Source organism: Xanthomonas sp. CFBP 8152, assembly GCF_014199025.1.
GTDB lineage: Bacteria > Pseudomonadota > Gammaproteobacteria > Xanthomonadales > Xanthomonadaceae > Xanthomonas > Xanthomonas arboricola_B.
Genome location: NZ_JACHNO010000001.1, coordinates 511302 through 535482, shown reverse-complemented (window position 1 = coordinate 535482; position 24181 = coordinate 511302). Strand labels below are relative to the sequence as shown.

The following is a 24181-nucleotide window of genomic DNA, read 5'->3' as shown; positions in this document are numbered from 1 at the left end:
GGCGGGGGCGGCAGCGATGCCGCCCCCGCCATCACCTCAGAATGTGTAGGACAGACTGGCAAACAGCTGGCGCGGTGCGATCAGCTGGTAGGAGCCGGAACTTTCGTTCGGGAACACCGCACCGATCGCATCGTCCTTGTCGAACAGGTTGTAGACCGACAACTGCAGTCGCCCACCGGACAGAAATCCCGCATCCTCGCCCTGATAGCCGACGCTGCCGTTGACGATGAAGGTGGAATCCACCCGGTCGGTATTGAGCGTGTCGCCGTAGCGCTTGCCGGTGTACTTGGTGTCGAGGTTGGCGAAGAAATGCTCGCCTTCCCAACTGCCGTTGACGCTGAACATCACCTTGGGCGAATCCGGCACTTCGTTGCCTTCCACCTGCACCAGGTTGCCGCTGACCGGACCGAAGTAGTTGTCCTGGAATTCGGATTTGTTCCAGGTCAACGACGCACTCAACCGCCAGCCCGGTGCCGGCTTCCACATGCCGGACACCTCCGCACCATAGGTCTGCACATCGCCGACGTTGGCGTAGATGGTGGGTGCGACCACCAGCGGGTCCGGGTCGGTCAGCGCGATGATGCGGTTCTCGTAATCGATCTTGTAGGCGGCGATGTAGCCGCTCCACTGGCTGGATTCGGCGCGGATGCCGATATCGATATTGGTGGACTCCTCCGGCGCGATATCCGGATTGAAGGCGCCCGAGGTCAGCGCCAGCCGTGGCGCCGAGCTGAAGTTTTCCGCGTAGTTGGCGAACACCTGCACGCCCTCGGCAAGCTGGAAGCTGGCGCCGACCTGGGGCTGGAACCAGTCGCTGTTCTTGATGGTGACATCGCGGCGCACACCGACATTGAAGTCGTCGAGGTTGGCGATGCCGTTGTAATCGCGTTTGACATCCAGCCCCTTGGCGCCGAACTCCATGGTGAGCCGGTCGTCGAGCAGGCGCAGCGTGTCCTTGATGTAGAGCTGCTTCACCTCGGTGGAGAAGTGATTGTCGTAGTAGATGACGATCGGCAGCGCGCCCTTCAGCAGCGCGCCGGTGGCGGGGTCCAGGTTGTACAGCGGGCGCACCTGGTCGAAGTCGTAGTTCTCGTACCACGCACCGACTTCGAGCTTGTTGTGCTCGGTCTCCCACGATACTGCGGTGGTCACACCATAACGATCGCCACCCATGATCTCTTCGCGCCGGGTCATCGCGCCGACATTGGTGACATTTCCGTTGGCATCGACGATTTGCGGGTCGTTGATGGCGATATCGGTGCGCCCCGGCGTGCCGGCGATGGCGTCGTTGTACAGGCCGGTGGCCGTGCTCGGCGGCGTGCCGCCGACGCCGTATCCATGCTTGTTTTCGTAGTAGCCGGTGAAGGTGAAACCGATCGCATCGTTGAACAGGAAATCGCCGTGCAGGCTGAGCAGCGAATCGCGACGGCCGTTCTGCCATTCGCTGTAATGCTCGGCATCCACTTCCGGATTGCCGGTGATGCGTTCGTGCAGATCCCACGCCACCGAACCGTCGGAGTTGTACGACTGCACGTCGTAGTCCTTGCGGTTGTTGTAGATCCAGCCCAGGGTCAGGTTGCCCACGTCCCAGGCCTGGCGGATCTTGGCTTCGAAGTGATCGCTCTTCTGCGTGGCCGGCTCCATGTCCCACACCCCGCCCTGCGTGCGCGAGGCAGACAGATACGCACTGGGACCGCCGTCCCACCAATCCGGCGTATCCAGGCGCACGAAGCTGCGCACCAGATCGTCCGAGCCGACGGTCTGGGTGAGCTTGCCGCTCCAGCTGTCGCCGCCCTTCGGCGGCAGGCTGGTGTAACGGATCGCACCGCCGAGTGCGTGATACGAGGGCTGGGTTACATCGCCGGAGCCGGCCGACACGGTGACGTCGAGCAGGTTCTCGCTGGACACGTAACGGGTGATCGGGCCGCCTTCGCGGGTGTCGAAGGTTTCGATCGGAATGCCGTCCAGGGTCACGCCGATCTGGTTGGCGGAAAAGCCGCGGATGGTCATCGAGTCGCCGAACTCGTACAGCCCGAACGGATCGGTGGTCTGCACGTTCACGCCCGGCAGGCTCGCCAGTAGCTGCTGCGGTGCCACGCCGGGCACCTGCGCCTGGATTTCGTCGACGGAGATGGAGGCAGTGGTGCGCGTGGAACCGGTGCCGACCACGCTGACCGCGTCCAGCGTGCGCGCTTCCTGTGCCAGAACGGGCAGGCTGTGTGCGCCAGCCAGCACCAAGGTCATCGAAGCCAGCGTGCGACCACGCGTGGCGGTGGTGAGAATGGTGGCGACCGACGCCGCCAACTGATCGGTGTTCAAGCGCTTGCGCATGCAATCGACCCCTGGATGGTGTGACGTGCTGAGTGACCGGGCCCGCTCCCCAAGACCGGCTGACGCCGCGGATGCGGCATGCATCGACCATACCCAGCGCAGTTCCGCCGCGAGCGCCGCGCGGAGGGTAGGGGCGGCGCGGGCGGGTAGGTTGCGGCCGAATTCAACGATCTGAATGGGCGCCATGCCCACCCACCTGTTTGCCTGCGGACATACCCGGTCTTGCACGCTTGCCAATGCCGCGGCGAATCGACAACGCTACGCAGCCGCATCCCGAGTCCGCCCATGCCGTCTGCAGCACCGTCCCTGCTACTGCTCGATTTCGACGGTGTGCTGGCCAGCTACTCGCGGCCGCGTCGTTTGGCCGCGCTTGCCGACGCGGCGGGGTGCACGCCCGAACGCGTGCAACAAATATTGTTCGAGCAAGGTCTGGAGCGCGCCTACGATGCCGGCATGATCGAGACGTCGGCCTATCTGGCCCAGCTCAGCGAGGGGCTTGGCGGCGTGATCGATCGCGCCGCGTGGATCGACGCGCGCGTGGCGGCATGCCGCGCCGAGCCAGCGATAGTGGCGCAGGTACTGGCGGTGTCGGCAACGACCCCAGTGGCGGTGCTCACCAACAACGGGCCGTTGATGGCCGAAGCGATCGAGCGGATCGTATCGCCGCTGTTTCCGCTACTGCGGGACCGCGTGCTATGCAGCGGCGCGCTCGGCGGCCGCAAGCCGGAGCTGCCGGTATATCAACGCGCGCTCGCCCAGCTCGGTGCGACCGCGTCGCGCACCTTGTTTGTCGACGACCTGTTCGTCAACGTGCGCGGCGCGCGTGCGGCCGGCCTGCATGCGGACACGGTACGCGATGCGCGCGGCTTGCGGCGGGTGTTGAAGCGGTATGGGCTGGGGTGAAGGGCCGGGATTGGGGAATCGGGAATCGGGAATCGGGAATCGTTGAGCATCGCGGAACACCGATTACCCGCACGGATCACGCAAGACGCTGCTCGCAGCATTGAACGCGTCGGCGTCCACGATCATGGACAGCGTTGGCGCCTTGAGTCGGTGTCGGGTTAATGACGAACGCAGAAGCGAGCCCCTCTCCCGTCGGGAGAGGGGTTGGGGTGAGGGTACGGTAGAGCGATAAAACTCAAACCTCCATGACCCCGCCGTGATCCAATCGCTGCTGCAAGAGGGCTGCATCGCGCGATACGCAATCCGCATCAGCTACGCAGCGCTGTCTTCATGCAGATCCTGCAGCTGCCGCGCAAGTACGTGCGGCAGCAATGCCACGTGCCCTGACAGGCCTGGCGCGGATCGCGAAAAACAACGATCCGCGCCTCCTGCCCCCACCGCGCTCACCGGCACAGCGCTGGCCGCGATGGCGCACGAAAGCGCAGCCGGCGATCACCGCTGCGCGGCGTACTCGGCAACGGCCAGCCGCAGACGCGCCAGGCCATCGGCCAACTCGGCATCGGTCAGATTGAGTGCCGGCACGAAGCGCAGCACATCCGGCCCCGCCTGCAACAGCAACACGCCATGGCTGGCGGCGAAATCCAGGATCGCACCGGCCTGCCCGGCATGCGCCGGCGCCAGCACCGCGCCCAGCATCAGGCCGCGCCCGCGGAGCTGTGCGAACAGGCCGAACTCGGCATTGAGCGCCTCCAGACCGGTGCGCAGCGCCGCCGACTGACGCTCTACATTCTCGGCGATCTGCGGCGAAGCCAGCTTGCGCAGCGCCACGCGCGCCACCGCCGCGGCCAGCGGATTACCGCCGAAGGTGGTGCCGTGCGCGCCGAACTGCATGATCTCGGCCACCTTCGGGCCGGCCAGCATCGCGCCGATCGGGAAACCGCCCCCCAGCGCCTTGGCCAGCGTCACGATGTCCGGCGTCACCTGCTCCTGCCAATGCGCGAACAGCGTGCCGGTGCGGCCCATGCCGCACTGGATCTCGTCCAGCACCAGCAGCGCATCGTGCCGGTCGCACAGCGCACGCACGCGGCTCAGGAAACCCGGCGCGGCCGGCATCACCCCACCCTCGCCCTGGATCGGCTCGACCATCACCGCAGCCACATCGCCCGAGGCCATGGCCGCCTCCAGCGCCGCCACATCGTTGAAGTCCACATAGCGAAACCCGCCAGGCAGCGGCTCGTAGCCTTCCTGGTACTTGGGCTGCGCGGTCGCGGTGACCGCAGCCAGGGTGCGCCCGTGGAAGCTGCCGCGGAAGGTCACGATGACGCGCTGGTCGGCCGGGCGGCCCTGACTGCTGGCCCACTTGCGCACCAGCTTGATCGCCGCTTCGTTGGCCTCGGTACCCGAATTGCACAGGAACACCTTGTGCGCGAAGCGCGAAGCGGCCACCAGCTCTTGGGCCAGTTTCAGCGGTGGTGCGCTGAAGAACACATTGCTGGTGTGCCACAGCTTGCCGGCCTGTTCGGTCAGCGCGGCCATCAAATCCGGATCGTTGTGGCCCAGCCCGTTGACCGCAATGCCGGCGGACAGATCCACATACTCGCGGCCCTGGTCGTCCCACACGCGACTGCCCTGACCACGCTCCAGCACCACCTGGCGCGGGCGGTACACCGGCAGGTAGTAATGCGCGAGGGACAGGGGCGAATCGGCAGCGGTGCTCATGATGGTGGGTCGCAGAAGCGGAGGGAGAACGCGCATTCTCGCGCATTCGCCGGCCTGCGGCACAATGCACGGATGCGCCCCTTCTCCGATCCTCAGCTCACTCCTGCCACCGACCACGGCTGGCGCCGGCAATGGTTCGACATCATCTACCGGCACGACACCCGTCCGTCGCGCAATTTCGACCTGATGCTGGTGGTGGCGATCCTCACCAGCGTGGTGGTGATCATGATCGACAGCGTGCCGCGCATCCATTCGCATTCGGCGCACTGGCTGGTGCCGCTGGAATGGGCGTTCACGGCACTGTTCACCATCGAATACGCGTTGCGCCTGGCGGTGGTGCGGCGCCCGCTGCATTACGCACTCAGCGTATGGGGCGTGATCGACCTGTTCTCGATTCTGCCCAGCTATCTGTCGTTCTTCGTGCCGGGCGCGCAGACGCTGCTGGTGGTGCGCGTACTGCGCATCCTGCGCCTGTTCCGCATCCTCAAGCTCACCCGCTACGTCGAAGAAAGCGGACAACTGGTGGACGCGCTCTGGCGCAGCCGGCGCAAGGTGCTGGTGTTCCTGTTCAGCGTGCTCACCATCACCGTGATCGCTGGCGCAACGATGTATGTGATCGAAGGCCCGCAACACGGGTTCACCAGCATCCCGACCAGCATGTACTGGGCCATCGTGACGATGGCCACGGTGGGCTTCGGCGACCTGGTGCCGCAGACCACGCTGGGCCGTTTCCTCACCTCGGCCTTGATCCTGATCGGCTACAGCATCATCGCCGTGCCCACCGGCATCTACACCGCCGAACTGGCCAGCACGTTGCGCGAAGGCGGCCACGCCGGCAAGCGCGACACCCGCAATTGTCCGCGTTGCGGGCTGGAAGGCCATGCGCCCGATGCACGCTATTGCCGGCAGTGTGCCGAGCCGCTGCCGGAGATCTCCAACGGCTGACCCGGTGCTACGGGCTGAAGCGACGACTGCGGCCACCGATCATTGCCCGCAGTCGGCTTTGCGGTTCCCATCAGCACACGACCAAGCCGGCAGGTGCAGTGCCCTCGCCGCTTGTGGAGCCCTTGGCGGCCTGGATGGCGCCACCGAGCCTCCGGGGACGGATTCGCGGCGTGTCCCGCGAGCGGTGAGGGCACCGCGCCCTCGACCAGTTCTGCTTGAGACCATCTAACGACGCTGAAGGTCAAGATCAGCGTCTTGGAGGATTGCACAATCACCTGCTCGATGCGCTTACTCAATGCGATACAGATGCATGCACAGCATCAATGCGACATGCGATTGCTCATGTCGATCAGATCGTTGTAGCTGGCCAGCACAGCCTGGCGCGTGCCGCCCGGTGGGAGCGAGCCGCTTTCCAGCAGCATCTGCTCGCTCTTGTTCAATGGTGTCTTGGTACGGATACGCTCGACCAGTCGTCCGGACTCGCGCGCGAGCTTGTCGGCGGAACGTTCCATGTGGCCCCACATCGCATCGCCCTGGCCGACCTTGGCCTTTTGCGCCTCTTCCAGAATGCCTTGGTAGCGCGCGAGCTGGGACTGCGCTGCGGCAAGATCCGGCGTGTCGCTGTCGAGCACCTGCACCAGCTGCTTGCCCTCGCCGATGATCTTCAGGTGATACCAGGAGGCGCTGCGGCCTTCTTCCTTTTCGATCGCATCGATCTGCGCCTGACGACGCGTGTCTTCATTGTGTTCGAGTGCGCTATTCATGGCTTCGCCGGCTTCGAAGAATGCGTGATAGGCCTGCATCAACGGCGCGTGCAGCGCCTTCATGCCCTTGCCGTCGTCGCGCAGATAATCCTCGCGATCGTAGTAGCGCACCGCTTCGCCGATACGCTCGTTGAGCGTGGTGAAGCGTTCCTGATAGGTCTTGGCCACCGGATCGAGCTGGGGGTTGGCGGGCGTTTGCGCCAGTGCCGCGGTCATCGGCGCCCCGCATTCGTCCACGTGATGCGACAGCACCGTGCCCGGTGCATGGATACCGCTTTCCTTGCCGGTCGGGCCGGCCTCGGGGTCCTGCATCCAGCCGATGTATTGCTGGTAGCTCTCATGGATCGGCTGCTCGACACCGTTGAAGCACGTGATGTAGGCATTGATCTTGTCGGCGCCGTCCACCGCGGCGGCGGGCGCGTTTTTCTGGCAGCCGGCAAGCAGTGCGGCGAACGCGATCGCCGCGGCGAGCGGCGCATAACGGAGTTGATGGGTCATCTTGCGTTCCATTGATAGGTTGAAGAAGCTGGCGCCGCAGCGTGCGGCCGAAAGGCATCCGGCGCAGCCGGACGCCCGGCACGCGCGCAGTGGCTGGAAACAGCAGTGATTACTGACGATTGCTTTGGAACACCAGCGCGTTGTAGGTGTTGAGTAACTTGCGCGGCGAGCCTTCGGGCGCCAGCGAGGGGCTATCCAGCCAGCCCTGCTCCATCTTGCTGTAAGGCGTTTTTTCGGCCACGCGCTTCACCCGCGCCTTGGCTTGTCTGCGGAAGGTTTCTGCAGCGGTTTCGAAGCTGTTCCAGTCCAGCTTGCCCGGCTCCTGGTCGGCCACCTTGGCGTGCGCTTCATCGGAGAGGCGGTTGAAGCCGTCCACCAGCGCGTTGGCACGCGGCACGTCGAACTGCTCCTCTTCCAGCGCATCGGCGATCTCCTTGGCGTCGAGCATCATCGCCAGCCGGTAATACTCGCGCGTGCGGCCTTCGCCCTGCTCCAGCGTCCTGAGTTTCTGACGTTGCGCCGCGTCGTTTTGCAGGTCCAGTTCGGCGCTGAAGGCGGTACTGGCATCGGCGTAGGTGGACAGTGCCTCCATCAGCTGCGGGTGCAACTGCTTGCCCTTGGCGAACTGGTCGTCCTCGTAATCCTGACGGGTGTAGTAATCGGCCACTGCGTGACTGATCGGCTGCAGTGCCTTCAATGCCGCGCGATAGTCGCCTGCTGCCTTGTCCAGCGCCGGCAGCGCTGGCTTCGCCGCAGCGGCCGCGCTGACCGGCGCGTCGCACGGCTGCATATCGTTATTGTCGATATCGTACGGGCCGGTCATGCCGGACTCGTTACCGGTCGGGCCGGCGAACGGGTCCTGCATCCAGCCGGTGTAGTACCTGGCGCCAGCGTGCACCTTCGCGTTGACGCGGTTGAAGCAGTCGATATAGGCGCCGAGCTTGGCGGTCACGCCTTGCAGGGAATCCAGCTGTCTTGCGGTTGTCTTGGTATCGGCACCGTCGGCACCGGTTGCAGGCTGCTGCGACTTGCCGCCACAGGCGGCCACCAGGACGGACACACAAGCCGCCAGAACAAGTACATGGAACTTCGGAAACACGCGCGGTACATCCTTGTTGGAAACGTTTTCAGCCGCGCACGATAGCAAACCCGACTGTGAACTGCGCGTGCCCGCTCCAGGTCCGACGACAGCGGGGCTTCCGCGGCGCGGCCGTCGCTCGGCCGCACTCACGCTCTGAATCGCGGCAGCTGCGCGCGCCGATGGCGCTCGCGCTGCGTCTCCCGCCCACGAGCGCGGGCCGTGATGCTCTCCGCGCTCAGTCGAGAAACAGATCCGGCGACAACGCACGCGACGGGTCGACTGCATAGCCACTCAGGTCGGTGATGCCGGCCCGGACCAGCACCTGGTCGTCGATCAGGAACTGGCCATGAAATCCGGCCGCCTGGCGCGTCAGCACCGCATGTGCCGCGTCGGCCATGATCTCCGGCCTGCGACACGCGGCCGCATCCACGCCATCGATCATGTTGATCGCATCGGTGGCGATGACGGTGCGCGGCCACAGCGCATTGATCGCCACGCCCTGCGGGCCGAACTCGGCTGCCAGCCCCAGGGTCACCAGGCTCATGCCCATCTTCGCCAGCGTGTAGCCGGTATGCGCGCCCCACCACGCCGGGTTCAAGGACGGTGGCGGAGCCAGCGTGAGGATGTGTGGATTGGGCGCCTGCAGCAGATGCGGCAGGCACGCTTGTGCGCACAGAAAACTGCCCCGCGCGTTGACTTGCTGCATCAGGTCGAAGCGCTTCATCGGGGTGTCCAACGCACCACGCAACCAGATCGCACTGGCGTTGTTGACCAGGATATCGATGCCGCCAAATGCATCGATCGTCGCGGCAACGGCCGCACGCACCTGGTCTTCGTCGCGGATATCGCACCTGAGCGCCAGCGCCTGCCCACCGGCCGCGGTCACCGCCGCGGCCGCGCTATGGATGGTGCCGGGCAACTTGGGATTGGCCACTGCCGATTTGGCCGCGATCGCCACATTGGCCCCATCCCGCGCCGCCCGCAACGCAATCGCCAGCCCGATCCCGCGCGAGGCACCGGTGATGAAGAGGGTTTTGCCTTTCAAGGTCATGGGATTGGGGAATCGAGAATGGGGAATCGCAAAAGCTTAGCGCCTTGAATGTTCAGCAGCCTATGAACGATCAGCCGCCGCGATGCGCACTACCGATTCCCTACTCCCGATTCCTGATTCCCCGCCCCTCAAGGCTTCGGCCCCTGCCCCTCGTTGTCTTCCCAATGCAGCACGCGGCGGGTCACGAAGCGGTAGACCGGCTTGCCGGTGGCGAACCACAGCTTGCGGACCCAGGAGGTGCGCTTGAGCACGCGGCGTTCCACCGGGGTGATCGCGGCCGGGCAATACATGCGCTTGTGCTTGAGCAGGTGACGCAGGTCTTCGCGTGCAAGCAGACGCATCCAGGGCGCTCGGGGATGGCCGCGTACCGCCAGCTGGAAATCGATGACCGCCGGGCAGCCGTCGTCCTGCACCAGCCAGTTGGCTTCCTTGGCCAGATCGTTGTGCGCCACCCCGCGGCGGTGCAGCTGCTGCAACAACTTGCGCGCGCTGCGGAAGTAGGCCAGATCGCCGCGCGGCGGGCGCTGATACATCGCATCGCCGGCCAGGTAGCTGCGATCCAGATGGCGTCCGTCCCAGCGCAACAGACGCGGCGTCCGCGCCAGGCCGTCCAGCTGGCGCAGGGCCAATGCCTCGCGCCGCGCCAGCCACCAGGCCACGCCGCGCAGCAGCCACGGCGCCACGCTCAGGTCGCGCCGCACAAACAGGCGGTCGGCGTCGCGAATCAACAGGATGCGCCCGAAGGTATCGGACTTCAGCGGCAGATTGCCGGCAGGATCGTCACTCATCCCCCATTGTAGGCGGGGCGCCTGCATCGCTACAGCACGCGCTGCCAGCACGCCACGCACCGGTGCTGCGTCGTCCGCTCGCAACCTCAGGTGAAGCGGACAGGCCGATGTGAGGACGGCGCAAGTCACCCGTCGCCATGCCCACCTATAATCGCGGGATGAATTCATGGATCGACGCCACGCTGGAGTGGATCGGACACCACCCCACCCTGGCTGGCGTGGCGATCTTTGCCATCGCATTTTGCGATGCGGTGATCGTACTCGGTGCCATCGTGCCGGCGCTGCCGTTGCTGTTCGCCATCGGTGTGCTGATCGGGTTGGGTCAGATCAACGGGCCGTACGCGGTGGCCTGCGCCACCCTGGGCGCCTTCGTCGGCGATGCGCTGAGTTTTTGGGTCGGCCATCGTTGGGGCCACCAGTTGCACACCTATTGGCCGTTTCGCCGCTACCCGCAGCTACTGGAGCGTGGCGAGCTGCTGTTTCGGCGCAATGCGTTCAAGAGCATCCTGATCGCGCGCTACGTGGGCGCGGTGCGGCCGTTCGTGCCGGCCATCGCCGGCATGGCGCACATGCCGTTCAAGCGCTATCTGGTCGCCAGCGGCCTGGCCTGCATCTCGTGGGCGCTGCTGTTCCTGGTGCCCGGCTGGGTGCTGGGCACTGCCTACGACGCGGTGGCCGCGGTCGCCGGCCGTCTGTTCGTGGTGGTCACCTTGCTGGCCGCAGTGATCGGCCTGGCCTGGGCGATGGTGCTGTACTCGTACCGCTGGTCGGCCGGCCATCTGGATGCCTTGCTGGCGCGGCTGCTGGAGTGGTCGCATCGACATCCGGTGCTGGGCAACTGGTCGGTGAGCGTGTTCGACCCGCGCCGTCGCGAGTCGGTACCGCTGGCGATGATGGCGCTGATGCTGTTGCTGCTGGGCTGGGGCTGGTTCGTGTTGCTGATGGTGGTGCTGGCGCATGGCGAGCCGCTGCGCGTGGACCTGGCCGTGCACGATCTGATGCTGGCGCTGCGCAATCCGCTGGCCGACTACCCGATGGTGGCGCTGGCGTCGCTGGGCGACTGGCAGGTGCTGCTGCCGGCGATCGCGGCGGCGATGGGCTACCTGGCCTGGCGGCGCCGCTGGATGGCAGTGACGCACTGGGTGATCGCGCTGGCCTTCGGCCTTGCGTTGACACAGTTGCTGGGTGCCACCGTGCAGGTGGTACGCCCGCCGGCAGCCAGCAGCGGCTTCGGGTTTCCGTCGGTGGCGGTCACCATGGCCACGATCGGCTTTGGTTTCTTCGCGCTGCTGATCGCGCGCGAGCTGCCGGGCCGGCGCCGGGTGTGGCCGTATCTGGTCAGTGGTGCGATCGTGTCGCTGATCGGCTTTGCGCGCCTGTATCTGGGCGCGCACTGGCTCAGCGACGTGGTCGGCGGCATGCTGTTCGGCATCTTCTGGCTGCTGGTGCTGGGCATCGCCTACCGCCGTCGTGCCACCCGCGCGTTCTGGGTCAAGCCGGTCTCGTGGATCTTCTACGGCGTGTTCCTGACCTGCGCGGTCGTGTTCGCGCCGCGCGATCTGCATGCCAAGCTGGCCAAGTTCGAACCGCCGCCGCCGTCACTGATGGAATTGCCTGCCAACGACTGGTGGAATGGCCAGTGGCGCCTGCTGCCCGCACGCCGCAACGAATTCGACGACGACCAGCGCTGGCCGCTGGACGTGCAACTGGCCGGCCCGCTGGCACCGCTGCAGCGTCAGCTAGAAGCACGCGGTTGGCGGGTGCAACCGCAGGCTGGCTGGGAACAGGCGCTGCATCTGCTCGATGTCAGCGGCCGCCCGGACGAGGTACCAATCCTGCCGGCCACGCTAGACACGCAGGTGGAAGCCCTGCTGATGGTGCGTCACGCTGCGCCCGGCCATGTGCATGTGTTGCGCCTGTGGCCAGCGGCCGCACGCCTGCAGCCCGGCGCGCAGCCGTTGTGGGTGGGCAGCACGCAGACGCTGCGCTACAGCCGGCACTTCAGCCTGATCGGCCTGTGGTATCCGCTGCGTGGGGTCGACCCGGCACTGAGTGCATTGCGCCAGGCACTGGACCCGTTGCCGTATCGCCTGGAACAGCGTCGACGCTCGCAGGTACCGGTGATCCTGATCGACAGCACGGCGGGAAATGCGATGCGGCGAGAGGACAAGGACAGCGCTGCACCGCAGACGGAACCCGCCGGATCCGATCCGGCTGCATCGGGTCCGTCACAACAGCGCCGTTGATCGATCGGGCTACAGCGCCGGTCGGCCGGCGACCGCGCGCAGTACTGTAAATAAGAGCTGCTAGCAAAACCCTTGAACGCTGTAGCGATGACGGCAACGCGTTCGCGTCGCTTGGATGCGGCCGAATGATTAGGCCAAAAGCCCTGGTGAGTCGAGGGCGCGGCGCCCTCACCGCTTGCGGGACACGCCGTGAATCCGTCCCTGGAGGCTCGGTGGCGGCATCCATGCCGCCACACGGTCCCGCAAGCGGCAAGGACACCGCCCCAGGACGTTGGTCGGCCGCTGCGTAAAAAGCTGGCCGTCTCGCGAGTTGCATTGGCCTGCTGATGCGGGTAGCAGAATTACATGTGAGCTAGCGAAGTAGAAGCATCGCTTGCACCATGCACGCCGACCATCTCGACGGATCCTTGCCCGCCTACCGTCGCGGGACCTTACGCGGCAGTGATGTCGCGTAAGCGCTTACAGGGACGTACTTGCAGCGTGTCCCGCGATGGTAGGCGGGCAAAGGGCCCTGCAGCCAAGCCGCAGATCAGCTGCTCTACAACCGACGCATCCGCACCGTTCGTTTACCTCTCAAGGTGACCGGAAGCTTGCGCTTCAGGGCCGTGTGGCTACGCACAAGCCGCATTGGTCGAGGCACGATGCACTCACCACAACACGCCATCCACTGGCTGCATCGGCTCGGGCGCCTGTTCGCCGATCGCCTGCAGCACATCGATTTCCACCGTGCGGCACATGCTGTCCAGCGGCAGGTCGTGGATGGTGTTGGCAAACGGGTCGACCAACTCGTCGCCGATCTTGAGCACCGCCAGGAACATCAGACCGGCCACGGTCGAGCCCACGGGCGTTGCGTATTGCAGCGTCTCCACCAGGCCGATCGGCAACAGGACGCAGAACAGCCGCGTGAACAGGTTCGGGTAGAAGCGGTACTGATAGGGCAACGGCGTATTTTTCAGCCGTTCCATGCCGCCCTGTGCGTTGGCGATATCCACCAGGATGCGTTCGATACTGGCCTGCTGGATGCTGTCGATCCAGCCATCGCGACGCGCCTGTTCGATACTGCGCCCGGTGGTGTCGAGCAGGCCATTGGCGACATTGGTGCGCGCGATCACCGCAGCCACTTCGTCGGCATGCAGACGCGGTTCCAGTGCCATCGCCACCGGAAGCCGACGTAGCTGGCACCGCAACGCATTGACGTAGGCGATCTGGCGCAGCGCAATGGTGCGCCCCAGCGCTGCTGCGTCCGGCGCGGACAGGATGCTGATGCTCAGGCGCACCAGATTGCGCGAGGCATTGATCATCTGGCCCCATAGCACACGCCCTTCCCACCAGCGCTGATAGGTCGAGTTGGCACGAAAGCCCAGGAACAACGCCAAAGCCGAACCGAAGATGGTCAACGGTAACGCAGGCGCGCGGAACGGCAGCACGTAGTAGATGATCGTGATCAGCACGTCCCAGACGAACAACACCGCCAGGGTCCGCCAGACCTGACTGAACACATCCGCCACACGCGGTTTGACATCGACGATCAAGGCACACCCCATGGAGCGATAACGAATGACGCCGATGCACACATCCACTGCATGGATGCCATCGTGAGCGCACTCAAGCGTGGCGAGTGTGCCGTTGCGAGGGTGCAAGCGCGGTGATGGGTCGCGCTTGTCTTACCGCGTCACGGCATCCAGGCGAGCAACTGGTCCAGACGCCGATGCGGATCGTCCTGCTGCAACAGCGACAGACGCTGCTGTTCGGTCAACGGCAGCAGCTCGGCCAGCCGCCAGCCTACCCATGCCGCCTGGTCCAGCAGCTGCGGCCCGGCAGAGGCGAATTCACCGCCGACCTGTTCGAGCATCCGCTCGAGCACGGTTGCCAGCAAGCTGTGCTCGGGCCGCAGTTCGTCATCGCTGTCGGGTTCGCACCAACTCACCTCGCCGACCACCAACCCGTTGTCGCGGACGCGCGAGCGCTGCACATGAAAGCGACGCGTGCCGCGCAGGCGCAACACCAGCACACCGTCGGCACCGACATCGAAATCCTCGATACGCACTTCGGTGCCGAACGCAGCCGGTGTCGCCGGCACGCCGACTTCAGTGCCATCCAGGATCAGGCACACGCCGAAGCTGCTGCCGGTGCGGCCGCTCTCGCGCACCAGATCCAGATAGCGGCGCTCGAACACGCGCAAACCGATTGCCGCGCCCGGCAACAACACGCTGTGCAGCGGAAACAGCGGCAAGGCGCTGGTGTCGGTGGTGCTTGTGAGGTCGGTCATGGGGGCAATTGCGCCAGGAAGCGCCGCGGCGCGCCATCGAAACCGCCATTGGACATGAACACCACATGGTCGCCCGGCTGCGCGATCTCGCCCAGCGTCTGCAGCAATGCCTCCACGTCATGCGCCACATGCGCTTCACCGCGCACCTGCGCGATGATCGGTGCGGCATCCCAGGCCAACTCGGGCCGATGCAGAAACACCACCGCATCGGCATCGCGCAACGACGGCGCCAATGCCTGCGCATGCGCGCCCAGCCGCATCGAATTGCTGCGCGGCTCCATCGCCACCAGTACGCGCGCCGCGCCGACCTTCGCACGCAAGCCTTGCAAGGTGGTCGCAATCGCGGTGGGGTGATGGGCAAAGTCGTCGTACACGGTGATGTCGCGTGCCTGCCCCAACAGCTCCAACCGCCGTTTGACGCTTTGAAAGCGCGCCAGCGCCGGCATTACCGTCGCCGGATCCACGCCCACCGCATGCACGGCCGCCAGTGCCGCCAATCCATTGAGCACGTTGTGCCGACCGACCAGCGGCCACTGCACCTGGCCGATCTCCACCCCATGCCGCAACACCGCGAACGCGCTGCCGTCGGCGGCGATCAAGCGCGCGCTCCAGTCGAGGGAGGCATCGAAACCGAAGCGCTCCACCGGCGTCCAGCAGCCCATCGCAAGCACCTCGGCCAGGCGCGCATCCTCGCCGTTGACGATCAGCCGCCCGCGCGCCGGCACCGTGCGCACCAGATGATGGAACTGGCGCTGGATCGCGGCCACGTCCGGAAAGATGTCGGCGTGGTCGTACTCGAGGTTGTTGAGGATCGCCACCAGCGGCCGGTAGTGCACGAACTTGCTGCGCTTGTCGAAGAACGCGGTGTCGTATTCGTCTGCTTCCACCACGAATTCGCGTCCCTGGCCCAGCCGCGCAGACACGCCGAAGTCTTCGGCCACGCCACCGATCAGAAAACCCGGCGCGCGCCCGGCGGCTTCCAGCAGGTAGCTCAGGATGGTGGTGGTGGTGGTCTTGCCATGCGTGCCGGCGACAGCCAGAGTGTCGCGGCCCGGCAGCACCTGCTCGGCCAGCCACTGCGCACCGGAGGTGTAGCGACGGCCGGCATCGAGCACCGCTTCCACCGCCGGGTTGCCGCGCGACAAGGCATTGCCGATGACGACATCGCTGGCATCTGCCGAGATACTGGACGGCGCGTAGCCTTGTGCCAGCGCGATGCCGAGGGTTTCCAGTTGGGTGGACATCGGCGGATAGATGGCCTGGTCGCTGCCCTCTACCTGCCAGCCCAGCTCGCGCGCAAGGGCGGCGACACCGCCCATGAAGGTCCCGGCGATGCCGAGGATGTGGAGTTTGGTCATGGAGCGCATTGTCGCCGATCGCCGGAGGTGCGGGCCATTCCGCTCACTGCCGAGCGCGGTATCGGCAAGCCCATGCCACATCGTCATAAATGTCCCGATGTGCGAACTGCGTCACCTTCATCACCATGCTGAACGCCAGTCGCGACCCCTTTAGTCCTACTCTCCCCGACAGGCCAAATTTCCAAGGCAACTCATGCTGTGGAGCGCTGAGCAAGCTCGTTACCGGCGTTGTTCTGCCCCGGTCGTCCCATACGCCAGGGGCGTTTGTTTTGCAACGTCGCGCGAGCCGCACCAGCTGCCAGCGCGCGGCTCGGCGGACCGGGCACACTGCCCGGCCCGAACCGACTCAGCGACCGAGCGCGGTGCCGATACGCTCCAGCACGTCATCCAGCGAGCCCACGCCGTCCACGCGTGCCAGCTTGCCGCGCTGTTCGTAGAAACCGATTACCGGCGCCGTGGAGTCGGTATAGACCTGCAGGCGCTTGCGCACCGACTCGGGATTGTCGTCCTCGCGGCCCTCGGCCTTGGCGCGGCCGGCGATGCGCTCGACCAGCAACTCGCTGGCCACGTCCAGCTGCACCACTGCATCCAGCGGCTGGCCGATCTTGCCGAGCAGGTCATCCAGCGCATTGGCCTGCGCCACGTTGCGCGGATAGCCGTCGAGGATGAAACCGTTGGCGACATCGGCCTGACCGAGCCGCGCCTCCAGCATGCCAAGCAGAATCTCGTCGGAGACCAGATCACCGCGCGCCATCACTTCCTTGGCCTTCAGGCCAAGCGGTGAGCCGGCGGCCACTTCGGCGCGCAGCAGATCGCCGGTGGAAATATGCGGGATCTCAAACTTGTCTTTGAGACGTGTCGCCTGGGTGCCCTTGCCCGAACCGGGCGGTCCCAACAGAACCAATCGCATCAGTGGACTCCACTTTCGAATAAAAACGCGTTGCGGTAGGCGGCGTTAGACTCAGGTCTTCGCCAGCGCTGACCGTATGGTCCTGCAGCTTACCGCATCCGGGGAATGTCCCGGCACTGTCCCCTGCGCCATGTCCCGTGTGAGGAGTCCGCCCCCTATGTCTACTGGCAACTTGTTGTATGCCCAATCCGGCGGCGTCACTGCCGTCATCAACGCCACCGCCGCCGGGGTGATCACCGAGGCGCGCGCGCGCAGGATCAAGGTACTGGCCGCACGCAACGGCATCCTGGGCGCATTGCGCGAGGAGCTGATCGATACCTCGAAGGAGTCTGCCGCCGCGATCGCCGCACTGGCGCAGACCCCCGGTGGCGCGTTCGGCTCGTGCCGCTACAAGCTCAAATCGCTGGAGGAAGACAACGCCAAATACGAGCGCCTGCTCGATGTGCTGCGTGCGCACGACGTGCGCTGGTTCCTCTACAACGGCGGCAACGACTCGGCCGACACCGCCTGGAAGGTCTCGCAGCTGGCCAAGGCCTATGGCTACCCGCTGCACTGCATCGGCGTGCCCAAGACCATCGACAATGATCTGGCGGTGACCGATACCTGCCCCGGCTTCGGCTCTGCGGCCAAATACACCGCGGTGTCGGTGCGCGAGGCCGCTCTGGATGTCGCCGCCATGGCCGACACCTCGACCAAGGTCTTCATTTACGAGGCGATGGGCCGCCACGCCGGCTGGCTCGCCGCCGCCGCAGGCCTGGCCGGCCAGGGCCCGGACGATGCGCCGCAGATCATCCTGCTGCCCGAGCGTGCCTACGACCAGGCCCGGTTTCTGGCCAAGGTCAAGCAGGTGGTGGAAAAGGTCGGCTGGTGCGTGGTCGTGGCCAGCGAAGGCATCCAGGACGCAGACGGCAGCTTCGTCGCCGATGCCGGCGGCGCGACCGATTCGTTCGGCCATGCGCAACTGGGCGGCGTTGCATCGTTTCTCGCTGCGCAGGTCAAGCAGGAACTCGGCTACAAGGTGCACTGGACGCTGCCCGATTACCTGCAGCGTTCCGCACGCCACCTCGCATCCGGGACCGATTGGGAACAGGCGCAGGCCGTCGGCAAGGCCGCGGTGCAGTACGCACTCAAGGGCATGAACGCGGTGATCCCGGTGATCGAACGCGTCAGCGACGTGCCGTACCGTTGGAAGATCGTGCCGGCCCCGCTGCACAAGGTGGCCAATCACGAAAAGAAGATGCCGCCCAGCTTCCTGCGCAAGGACGGCTTCGGCATCACCGAACGCGCCCGTCGCTATTTCGCCCCGTTGATCAAGGGCCAGGCCCCACTGGCCTACGGCAGCGATGGCCTGCCGAAATATGTGACGTTGAAGAATGCGGCAGTGGCGAAGAAATTGCCGAAGTGGGAGGGATAAACGTCGGCGTGGGCGATCGGAAGGGGTGGTGGACACTGCAAAACCATACACCCGCTCGCACATCTGTCTCAGTGCTCATGCACCGCGACACGGGATGCGGGCCATCGATACAGCGCTTACCGTCGTGGTCCAGGTGTTTGACGACGCTGATTGACGGATACGCCGCTGCGACGATGCATGCGTTTTATGAAGCGTCATGCAAACAACCCCGGCCTGGCCGGGGTTTGTTGTCAATAGAGTGACTGACGCGAACGCCCGGGTTACCGACAGGCCTTGCCTTCCACCGTCATCTGCGCAGCGAACATCGGCACCTGCGGGATCTTTCCGGCGGCAGCCTGTTGCTTTGCATCTTCCAGGTAGATGCGCGATTGGCCTTGGCCATCGAGCTGCGGCTTGGCATCCACCGGCTTGCGCCAGACGCGCACCACTGCTTGCTGCGCAGGGCAGGCAGCGCTGGGGACGCGGATCACGTCGTTGAAGATCCAGCCCGACGCGACACTGGGGGTGGCCTTGGCGAAATCCACGAAGCGCGCGCGCGGTTGACAGGTGGGACTGCTGCGTACAATCGACAACGTATACGGCTGCGCAGCATTGCCGGTGAACACGCCTTCCAGGCGCGCACAGGCTTCGGGGATCTGGCGCAGGGTGTGCACGGCGCCGACCGCTTGGGCGGTGCCGGCTGGGCGTTGTTTCAGTTCCGGTGTCGGTTCGGCAGCGAGCGCATGGGCGCTGAGCAGTACTGCAGCGATCGTCACGGCATATTTTGACGCGGCATGGTTCGACATAGTCACTCCTGGATCGGCTCGATCACGTTGGCCGCAGGCTGTCATGCCGCGACTGAACGACGCGCCAAAGCCGCGGTGCTGGCAGCGGCGCCAGCGCCGGCGCATACTCGCCCGCAATCCGGCCACCCGAACATCGCGACGCGCATTACGGCTGCCATGGCCGTCGAGTCCGTATTCGCCACTCCACTCGCTGCGTGCATCGCCCTTGGTTCGTCCCGACCGGACGACATCCATTCTCTGGGAGGGGTCATGCTGGAACACTACGGGTTACCACTTGCGCTGGGCTGTGCGGTCCTGGCAATCGTCTATGGCGGTGTGTCGGCACGCTGGGTGGTCGCGCAGCCGAGCGGCAACGCACCCATGCAGGAGATCGCCGCCGCGATCCAGGAAGGCGCACGCGCGTATCTCAACCGGCAATACCTCACCGTTTCGATTGCCGGCGGCGTGCTGTTCGTCCTGGTCGGGCTGTTTCTGAGTTGGTACACCGCCATCGGGTTTGCGATCGGTGCGGTGCTGTCCGGGTTGGCCGGCTACATCGGCATGAACGTATCGGTACGCGCCAACGTGCGCACGGCCGAGGCCGCACGCCATGGCATCGGCCGTGCGATGGACGTGGCGTTCCGTGGCGGCGCCATCACCGGCATGCTGGTGGTGGGGCTGGGATTGCTCGGGGTAGCCGGTTACTACGCGGTGCTGCAGGCGATGGGCCTGCCGCTGGAGCGCAACCTGCATGCGCTGGTGGGGCTGGCATTCGGCTCGTCGCTGATTTCGATTTTCGCGCGCCTGGGTGGCGGCATTTTCACCAAGGGTGCGGATGTGGGCGCGGATCTGGTCGGCAAGGTGGAAGCCGGCATCCCCGAGGACGACCCGCGCAATCCGGCGGTGATCGCAGACAATGTCGGCGACAACGTCGGCGACTGCGCAGGCATGGCAGCGGATCTGTTCGAAACCTATGCGGTCACCGTGATCGCCACGATGCTGCTCGGCAGTCTGACGCTGACCGAAACCGGGCCGCATGCGGTGCTTTATCCGTTGGTGCTGGGCGGTGTCTCCATCATCGCTTCGATCGTGGGCGCCTCGTTCGTCAAGGTCAACGCGGGCGGCTCGATCATGGGCGCGCTCTATCGAGGCGTGATCGTCTCCGGCCTCTTGGCCGCACTCGCCTACTGGCCGATCACCCAGTCGCTGATGCGCGACAACACGCATGGCGCCATGGCCTTGTACGCCTGCGCATTGATCGGCCTGGTGCTCACCGGCCTGATCGTCTGGATCACCGAGTACTACACCGGCACCCAGTACAAGCCGGTACAGCACGTGGCCGCCGCAAGCACCACCGGCCACGGCACCAACATCATTGCCGGGCTGGGCGTCTCGATGAAATCCACCGCGCTGCCGGTCATCGCGGTGTGCGCGGCAATCTGGGGCGCGTTTCATTTCGGTGGTTTGTACGGCATTGCGACCGCAGCCACTGCAATGCTGTCGATGGCCGGTATGATCGTGGCGCTGGATGCGTACGGGCCGATCACCGACAACGCCGGCGGCATCGCCGAAATGGCCGAACTGCCGCCGGAGGTGCGCAACATCACCGATCCACTGGATGCGGTAGGCAACACCACCAAGGCAGTTACCAAGGGCTATGCGATCGGCTCGGCCGCGCTGGCCGCGCTGGTGCTGTTTGCCGACTACACGCACAACCTGCAGGCGGCCAATCCCGGCCAGGTCTTCGCCTTCGACCTGTCCGACCACAGCGTGATCATCGGCTTGTTGATCGGCGGCTTGATCCCGTATCTGTTCGGCGCGTTGGCGATGGAGGCGGTTGGGCGAGCGGCAGGCGCGGTGGTCGAAGAAGTGCGTCGCCAGTTCCGTGAGATCCCGGGGATCATGGCCGGCACTGCCAAACCGCAATACGACCGCGCAGTCGACATGCTGACCCGCTCGGCAATTCGCGAAATGATCCTGCCCTCGCTGCTGCCGGTGGTGGTGCCGGTGGTGGTCGGGCTGCTGCTCGGCCCGCGTGCACTGGGCGGATTGTTGATCGGCACGATCGTGACCGGCCTGTTCCTGGCGATTTCGATGACCACCGGCGGCGGGGCCTGGGACAACGCCAAGAAGTACATCGAAGACGGCCACTTCGGCGGCAAGGGCAGCGAGGCGCACAAGGCCGCCATCACCGGCGATACGGTAGGCGATCCGTACAAAGACACCGCCGGGCCGGCGATCAACCCATTGATCAAGATCATCAATATCGTGGCCCTGCTACTGGTGCCGCTGCTTTGAGGACCACGTGCCGCAAGCTGCGGGCCGATCGAAGGTGATGGAAGCCGGGACCCGGCACGTGCCAACCCGCGCTCCGGGTCACAGGCGCCGTGCCAGGTCCTGCGATTGCTTGCAGCGCTTATCGGGCCGCTCAGAGGCAGCCGATCAAGCCGTCATAGATCGGAGGCGCGCCACCGGGCAGCGGCTCGAACAGCGGGTTGGTCACCGCCAGGGTGCGGTACATCTCGTCCAGATGCGTCCCAGCCTTCAGGGGTGCCGTGCAGCGCCAGACCCGACTGTCCGAGCGCAGGTACCCGCTGCCGGGATCGACGCTGACTTCGCTGGCACCGAAGGTCCAGATGCAGCTGCGCACTACGCCGCTCACCCGGTGCACCGAGCAGCGGAAGCGCAGCGGCTGGTAGTCGCTGAACTCGCCGCCGCAGAAGGTGTCGCCGCAGATCTGGTCGAAGTCGTGCTCCAGCCGCTGCTCCAGATCAACAAAGGCTTCCCAGCCTTCGCCGTTGGAGGGCCAGTCCACCGCATCGACGAAAGTCGGCAAGGATGCCGGTGTCGCCGCAGTGGCGAGCTGGGCGACACCGGAGAGCAGCAGCACAACGAGCAAACGCACAGGCTTGAACATGGCAGTTCCCGAGCAGTGGATGAGTCTGCAGCGTGCTCCGTGCCCTGGGCTGCGACGATCGGGCAACTCCCTTGGATGAATGCGGGCTATGCCGCACACGGCGGTCAGAACATTGCCCATTCAGTGTCGCTGCACCGCAACAGCCGAACGCGTAGAATCGCGCTCCACACTGGATGACGCCTCGGGAGTTACGCGCATGGGTCTTGAACTGGTCACCTCCGGCAAGAATCTGCCGGAAGAAATCAATGTCGTCATCGAAATTCCGAAGGATTCGGAGCCGGTCAAGTACGAAGTGGACAAGGCCAGCGGCGCGATCTTCGTCGACCGCATCCTGTCCACGCCGATGCGTTACCCCTGCAACTATGGCTATGTGCCCAACACCCTGTGCGGCGACGGCGACCCGGCCGACGTGCTGGTGGTGCTGCCGCTGCCGTTGGTACCCGGCTCGGTGGTGCGTTGCCGTCCGGTCGGCGTGCTGCGCATGAGCGACGAGGCCGGCAGCGACGAGAAGATCCTGGCGGTGCCGATCGAGAAGATCTTCTCCGGCTACGCGCATATCGAGGATATCAACCAGGTGTCCAGCCACTGGATGGAGCGCATCGGCCATTTCTTCGAGCATTACAAGGACTTGGAGAAGGGCAAGTGGGTCAAGCTGGATGGCTGGGGCGGCGCGGCCGAGGCCAAGCGCATCCTGGTGGAGTCGGTGGAACGCTATAATTCCGACGCACCCTGATCCAACGACCATGATGCAGCCCCGTGATCGCGGGGCGATCGGGATCACGCTTTCGGCGTGATCCCGATGACTGTCGGCGGCGGATTGGGTACATTGCCGACAGCGTTTGGCCGGTGTCTGTCACTGGTGACTCTTGGGGAAGTGTCTTGCGTATTCTGTTTGTTGGGGACGAAGCCAGTCTTCCGTCCGAACTGGGCGACTATGTCGCCGATCTGGGTGATCAGTGGCAAGTGCAGCAGGTGGCCGACGGCAACTCGGCGATCGAGGCGGCCGCGTTGTCGCCGTTCGATGCGGTCATCGTCGCCCCCGTCCTGCCCGATCTCACGTCCGCCACGTTGCTGGGACAGATCCGTACGCTGCGCCCGGACACCATCCGCATCGCCTTGATCGATGCCCAGGATGGTCAGCGCACGCCGCCGGCGCGCATCATTGGCGTGGCGCACCGCTTCCTGCCGATGCCGCTGGCCCCGGAAGTCCTGCTCGAAGCCATCACCAGCCTGGAAGAACTGCGTGATCTGCTCAGCGATCCGCGCTTGCGCGCTGCGATCGGCCGGATCGAAAAACTGCCGTCGCCGCCGCATCTGTATCTGAGCCTGATGCATGCGCTGGAAGAAGACGAGGGCGCCGACGCGGCCGATATCGCCAAGCTGATTGCCGGCGATCCGGCAATTGCAGCCAAGGTGCTGCAGCTGTGCAATTCCGCGTTCTTCTCCGGCGGACGCAGCATCACCGATCTGCGCACGGCAGTGACCCGCCTGGGCGTGGCCACGCTGCGCGATCTGGTGCTGGCCAGCGAAGTGTTCTCGGTGCAGACCCTGACCCCGGCCGAGCGCAATGCGATGCAGCGCCGCGCCCTGCTCTCCTCGCGGCTGGCAGCCAAGGTGTTGCCGCCCACCAGCGCAGAACTCGGCTCCACCGCCGCACTGCTGGCCGATATCGGCCTGTTGCTCCCTGGCGTGCGCGACGAGCGCGAACCGCCATTGGAAGGCGGCGACGATCGTCTGGGCCATACCGAAGCCGGCGCGTACCTGCTCGGCTTGTGGGGCCTGCCGATGCCGATCATCGAAGCGGTGGCCTTCCATCGCCACCCGCAGCGCTCCAGCCTGCGCAGTTTCTGGGTGACCGGCGCGGTGCATGTGGCGACTGCATTGGCCAGCGGCGAAACCGTGGACGAGGAGTACCTGTCCAAGGTCGGCGTGCTCACACGCTTGCCGACCTGGCGCGAACAGGCCGATACCTTGCTGGGGCTTGCTGAGGCTTGAGCGCGGCACCAGGTTGATGCAAACAAAAAGGCGCGACTCGGTCGCGCCTTTTTGTTTGGCTGTCTGCGCCTGCGCGAATGCAGAAATTGCGCAATGCTACTTATCTGCGCATGCATCGTTACGCTCGCGATTTGCACAGATATCGCGATATCCCTCGCTTGGTGACGTGCCGGGAACCTCAACATGCAACGCAACGCTTGTCAGACCAACGACATAACGCAAGGTCGG

19 protein-coding genes are annotated in these 24181 nt (G+C 65.3%); 7 read left to right on the top strand and 12 right to left on the bottom strand.

Translation table 11 applies throughout. The features are described from left to right. Window positions 1-36: 36 nt before the first annotated feature. Window positions 37-2319 (bottom strand): TonB-dependent receptor, encoded by a 2283-nt coding sequence (locus FHT09_RS02260; RefSeq protein WP_181141244.1) that lies wholly within the window; start codon window positions 2317-2319, stop codon window positions 37-39. A 297-nt stretch (window positions 2320-2616) separates the two neighbouring features. Between FHT09_RS02260 and FHT09_RS02255 the strand changes: the two genes are divergently transcribed. Continuing rightward, window positions 2617-3234: an HAD-IA family hydrolase gene (locus FHT09_RS02255; RefSeq protein ID WP_104605073.1), complete on the top strand. Its 618-nt coding sequence runs from the start codon at window positions 2617-2619 to the stop codon at window positions 3232-3234. Between the two features lie 492 nt (window positions 3235-3726). Here FHT09_RS02255 and FHT09_RS02250 read toward each other — a convergent pair whose 3' ends face one another. Beyond that, the gene (locus tag FHT09_RS02250; protein WP_104605075.1) at window positions 3727-4953 is read right to left on the bottom strand and encodes an acetylornithine transaminase; all 1227 of its coding nucleotides are present in this window, start codon (window positions 4951-4953) and stop codon (window positions 3727-3729) included. A gap of 72 nt (window positions 4954-5025) precedes the next feature. Between FHT09_RS02250 and FHT09_RS02245 the strand changes: the two genes are divergently transcribed. Beyond that, window positions 5026-5898, top strand: a complete 873-nt coding sequence (locus FHT09_RS02245) for an ion transporter (RefSeq protein ID WP_104605077.1) — start codon at window positions 5026-5028, stop codon at window positions 5896-5898. A gap of 320 nt (window positions 5899-6218) precedes the next feature. Here the strand turns inward: FHT09_RS02245 and FHT09_RS02240 are convergent, their stop codons facing one another. The 4 genes from FHT09_RS02240 to FHT09_RS02225 all read right to left on the bottom strand — a co-directional run bounded on the left by FHT09_RS02240 (window position 6219) and on the right by FHT09_RS02225 (window position 10080). Next, window positions 6219-7160: a YiiG family protein gene (locus FHT09_RS02240; protein ID WP_258077174.1), complete on the bottom strand. Its 942-nt coding sequence runs from the start codon at window positions 7158-7160 to the stop codon at window positions 6219-6221. A gap of 109 nt (window positions 7161-7269) precedes the next feature. Then, window positions 7270-8259: a YiiG family protein gene (locus FHT09_RS02235; RefSeq protein WP_104605081.1), complete on the bottom strand. Its 990-nt coding sequence runs from the start codon at window positions 8257-8259 to the stop codon at window positions 7270-7272. A 217-nt stretch (window positions 8260-8476) separates the two neighbouring features. Then, window positions 8477-9292, bottom strand: coding sequence for an NAD(P)-dependent oxidoreductase (locus FHT09_RS02230; RefSeq protein ID WP_104605083.1), 816 nt, complete (start codon window positions 9290-9292; stop codon window positions 8477-8479). A gap of 128 nt (window positions 9293-9420) precedes the next feature. Further along, a complete protein-coding gene (locus FHT09_RS02225) occupies window positions 9421-10080 on the bottom strand; it encodes a serine/threonine-protein kinase (RefSeq protein ID WP_104536227.1) in 660 nt (219 codons plus the stop codon). A 158-nt stretch (window positions 10081-10238) separates the two neighbouring features. On the opposite strand from FHT09_RS02225, the gene FHT09_RS02220 reads away from it, so the two are divergent. After that, on the top strand, window positions 10239-12326 hold the full coding sequence (locus tag FHT09_RS02220; protein WP_104605085.1) for a bifunctional DedA family/phosphatase PAP2 family protein: 2088 nt from the start codon (window positions 10239-10241) through the stop codon (window positions 12324-12326). Between the two features lie 647 nt (window positions 12327-12973). Here the strand turns inward: FHT09_RS02220 and FHT09_RS02215 are convergent. From FHT09_RS02215 to FHT09_RS02200, 4 genes are all read right to left on the bottom strand, one after another. Continuing rightward, complete coding sequence (locus tag FHT09_RS02215; protein ID WP_104605087.1) at window positions 12974-13858, bottom strand: bestrophin family ion channel; 885 nt, start codon at window positions 13856-13858, stop codon at window positions 12974-12976. 140 nt (window positions 13859-13998) lie between these two features. Beyond that, entirely contained in the window at window positions 13999-14595 is a 597-nt protein-coding gene (locus FHT09_RS02210; RefSeq protein WP_104605089.1) for an LON peptidase substrate-binding domain-containing protein, read from the bottom strand. Then, window positions 14592-15962, bottom strand: a complete 1371-nt coding sequence (mpl, locus tag FHT09_RS02205) for a UDP-N-acetylmuramate:L-alanyl-gamma-D-glutamyl-meso-diaminopimelate ligase (RefSeq protein WP_181141238.1) — start codon at window positions 15960-15962, stop codon at window positions 14592-14594. The genes FHT09_RS02210 and mpl overlap by 4 nt, the downstream gene beginning before the upstream one ends. A 337-nt stretch (window positions 15963-16299) precedes the next feature. Further along, a complete protein-coding gene (locus FHT09_RS02200) occupies window positions 16300-16863 on the bottom strand; it encodes an adenylate kinase (protein ID WP_104605093.1) in 564 nt (187 codons plus the stop codon). 157 nt (window positions 16864-17020) lie between these two features. Here FHT09_RS02200 and FHT09_RS02195 point away from each other — a divergent pair, with 157 nt between their 5' ends. Then, on the top strand, window positions 17021-18277 hold the full coding sequence (locus FHT09_RS02195) for a 6-phosphofructokinase (RefSeq protein WP_104605095.1): 1257 nt from the start codon (window positions 17021-17023) through the stop codon (window positions 18275-18277). 260 nt (window positions 18278-18537) lie between these two features. Here FHT09_RS02195 and FHT09_RS02190 read toward each other — a convergent pair whose 3' ends face one another. Further along, on the bottom strand, window positions 18538-19062 hold the full coding sequence (locus FHT09_RS02190; protein WP_104605097.1) for a hypothetical protein: 525 nt from the start codon (window positions 19060-19062) through the stop codon (window positions 18538-18540). Between the two features lie 249 nt (window positions 19063-19311). Between FHT09_RS02190 and FHT09_RS02185 the strand changes: the two genes are divergently transcribed. After that, complete coding sequence (locus FHT09_RS02185) at window positions 19312-21339, top strand: sodium-translocating pyrophosphatase (RefSeq protein WP_104605099.1); 2028 nt, start codon at window positions 19312-19314, stop codon at window positions 21337-21339. A 130-nt stretch (window positions 21340-21469) separates the two neighbouring features. On the opposite strand, the gene FHT09_RS02180 is transcribed toward FHT09_RS02185, so the two are convergent. Further along, complete coding sequence (locus FHT09_RS02180) at window positions 21470-21958, bottom strand: hypothetical protein (RefSeq protein WP_166774156.1); 489 nt, start codon at window positions 21956-21958, stop codon at window positions 21470-21472. A 196-nt stretch (window positions 21959-22154) separates the two neighbouring features. On the opposite strand from FHT09_RS02180, the gene ppa reads away from it, so the two are divergent. Both ppa and FHT09_RS02170 read left to right on the top strand, forming a co-directional pair. Next, window positions 22155-22691, top strand: a complete 537-nt coding sequence (ppa, locus tag FHT09_RS02175) for an inorganic diphosphatase (protein WP_005990841.1) — start codon at window positions 22155-22157, stop codon at window positions 22689-22691. 113 nt (window positions 22692-22804) lie between these two features. Continuing rightward, window positions 22805-23953, top strand: coding sequence for an HDOD domain-containing protein (locus FHT09_RS02170; RefSeq protein ID WP_166774155.1), 1149 nt, complete (start codon window positions 22805-22807; stop codon window positions 23951-23953). Window positions 23954-24181: the final 228 nt, after the last annotated feature.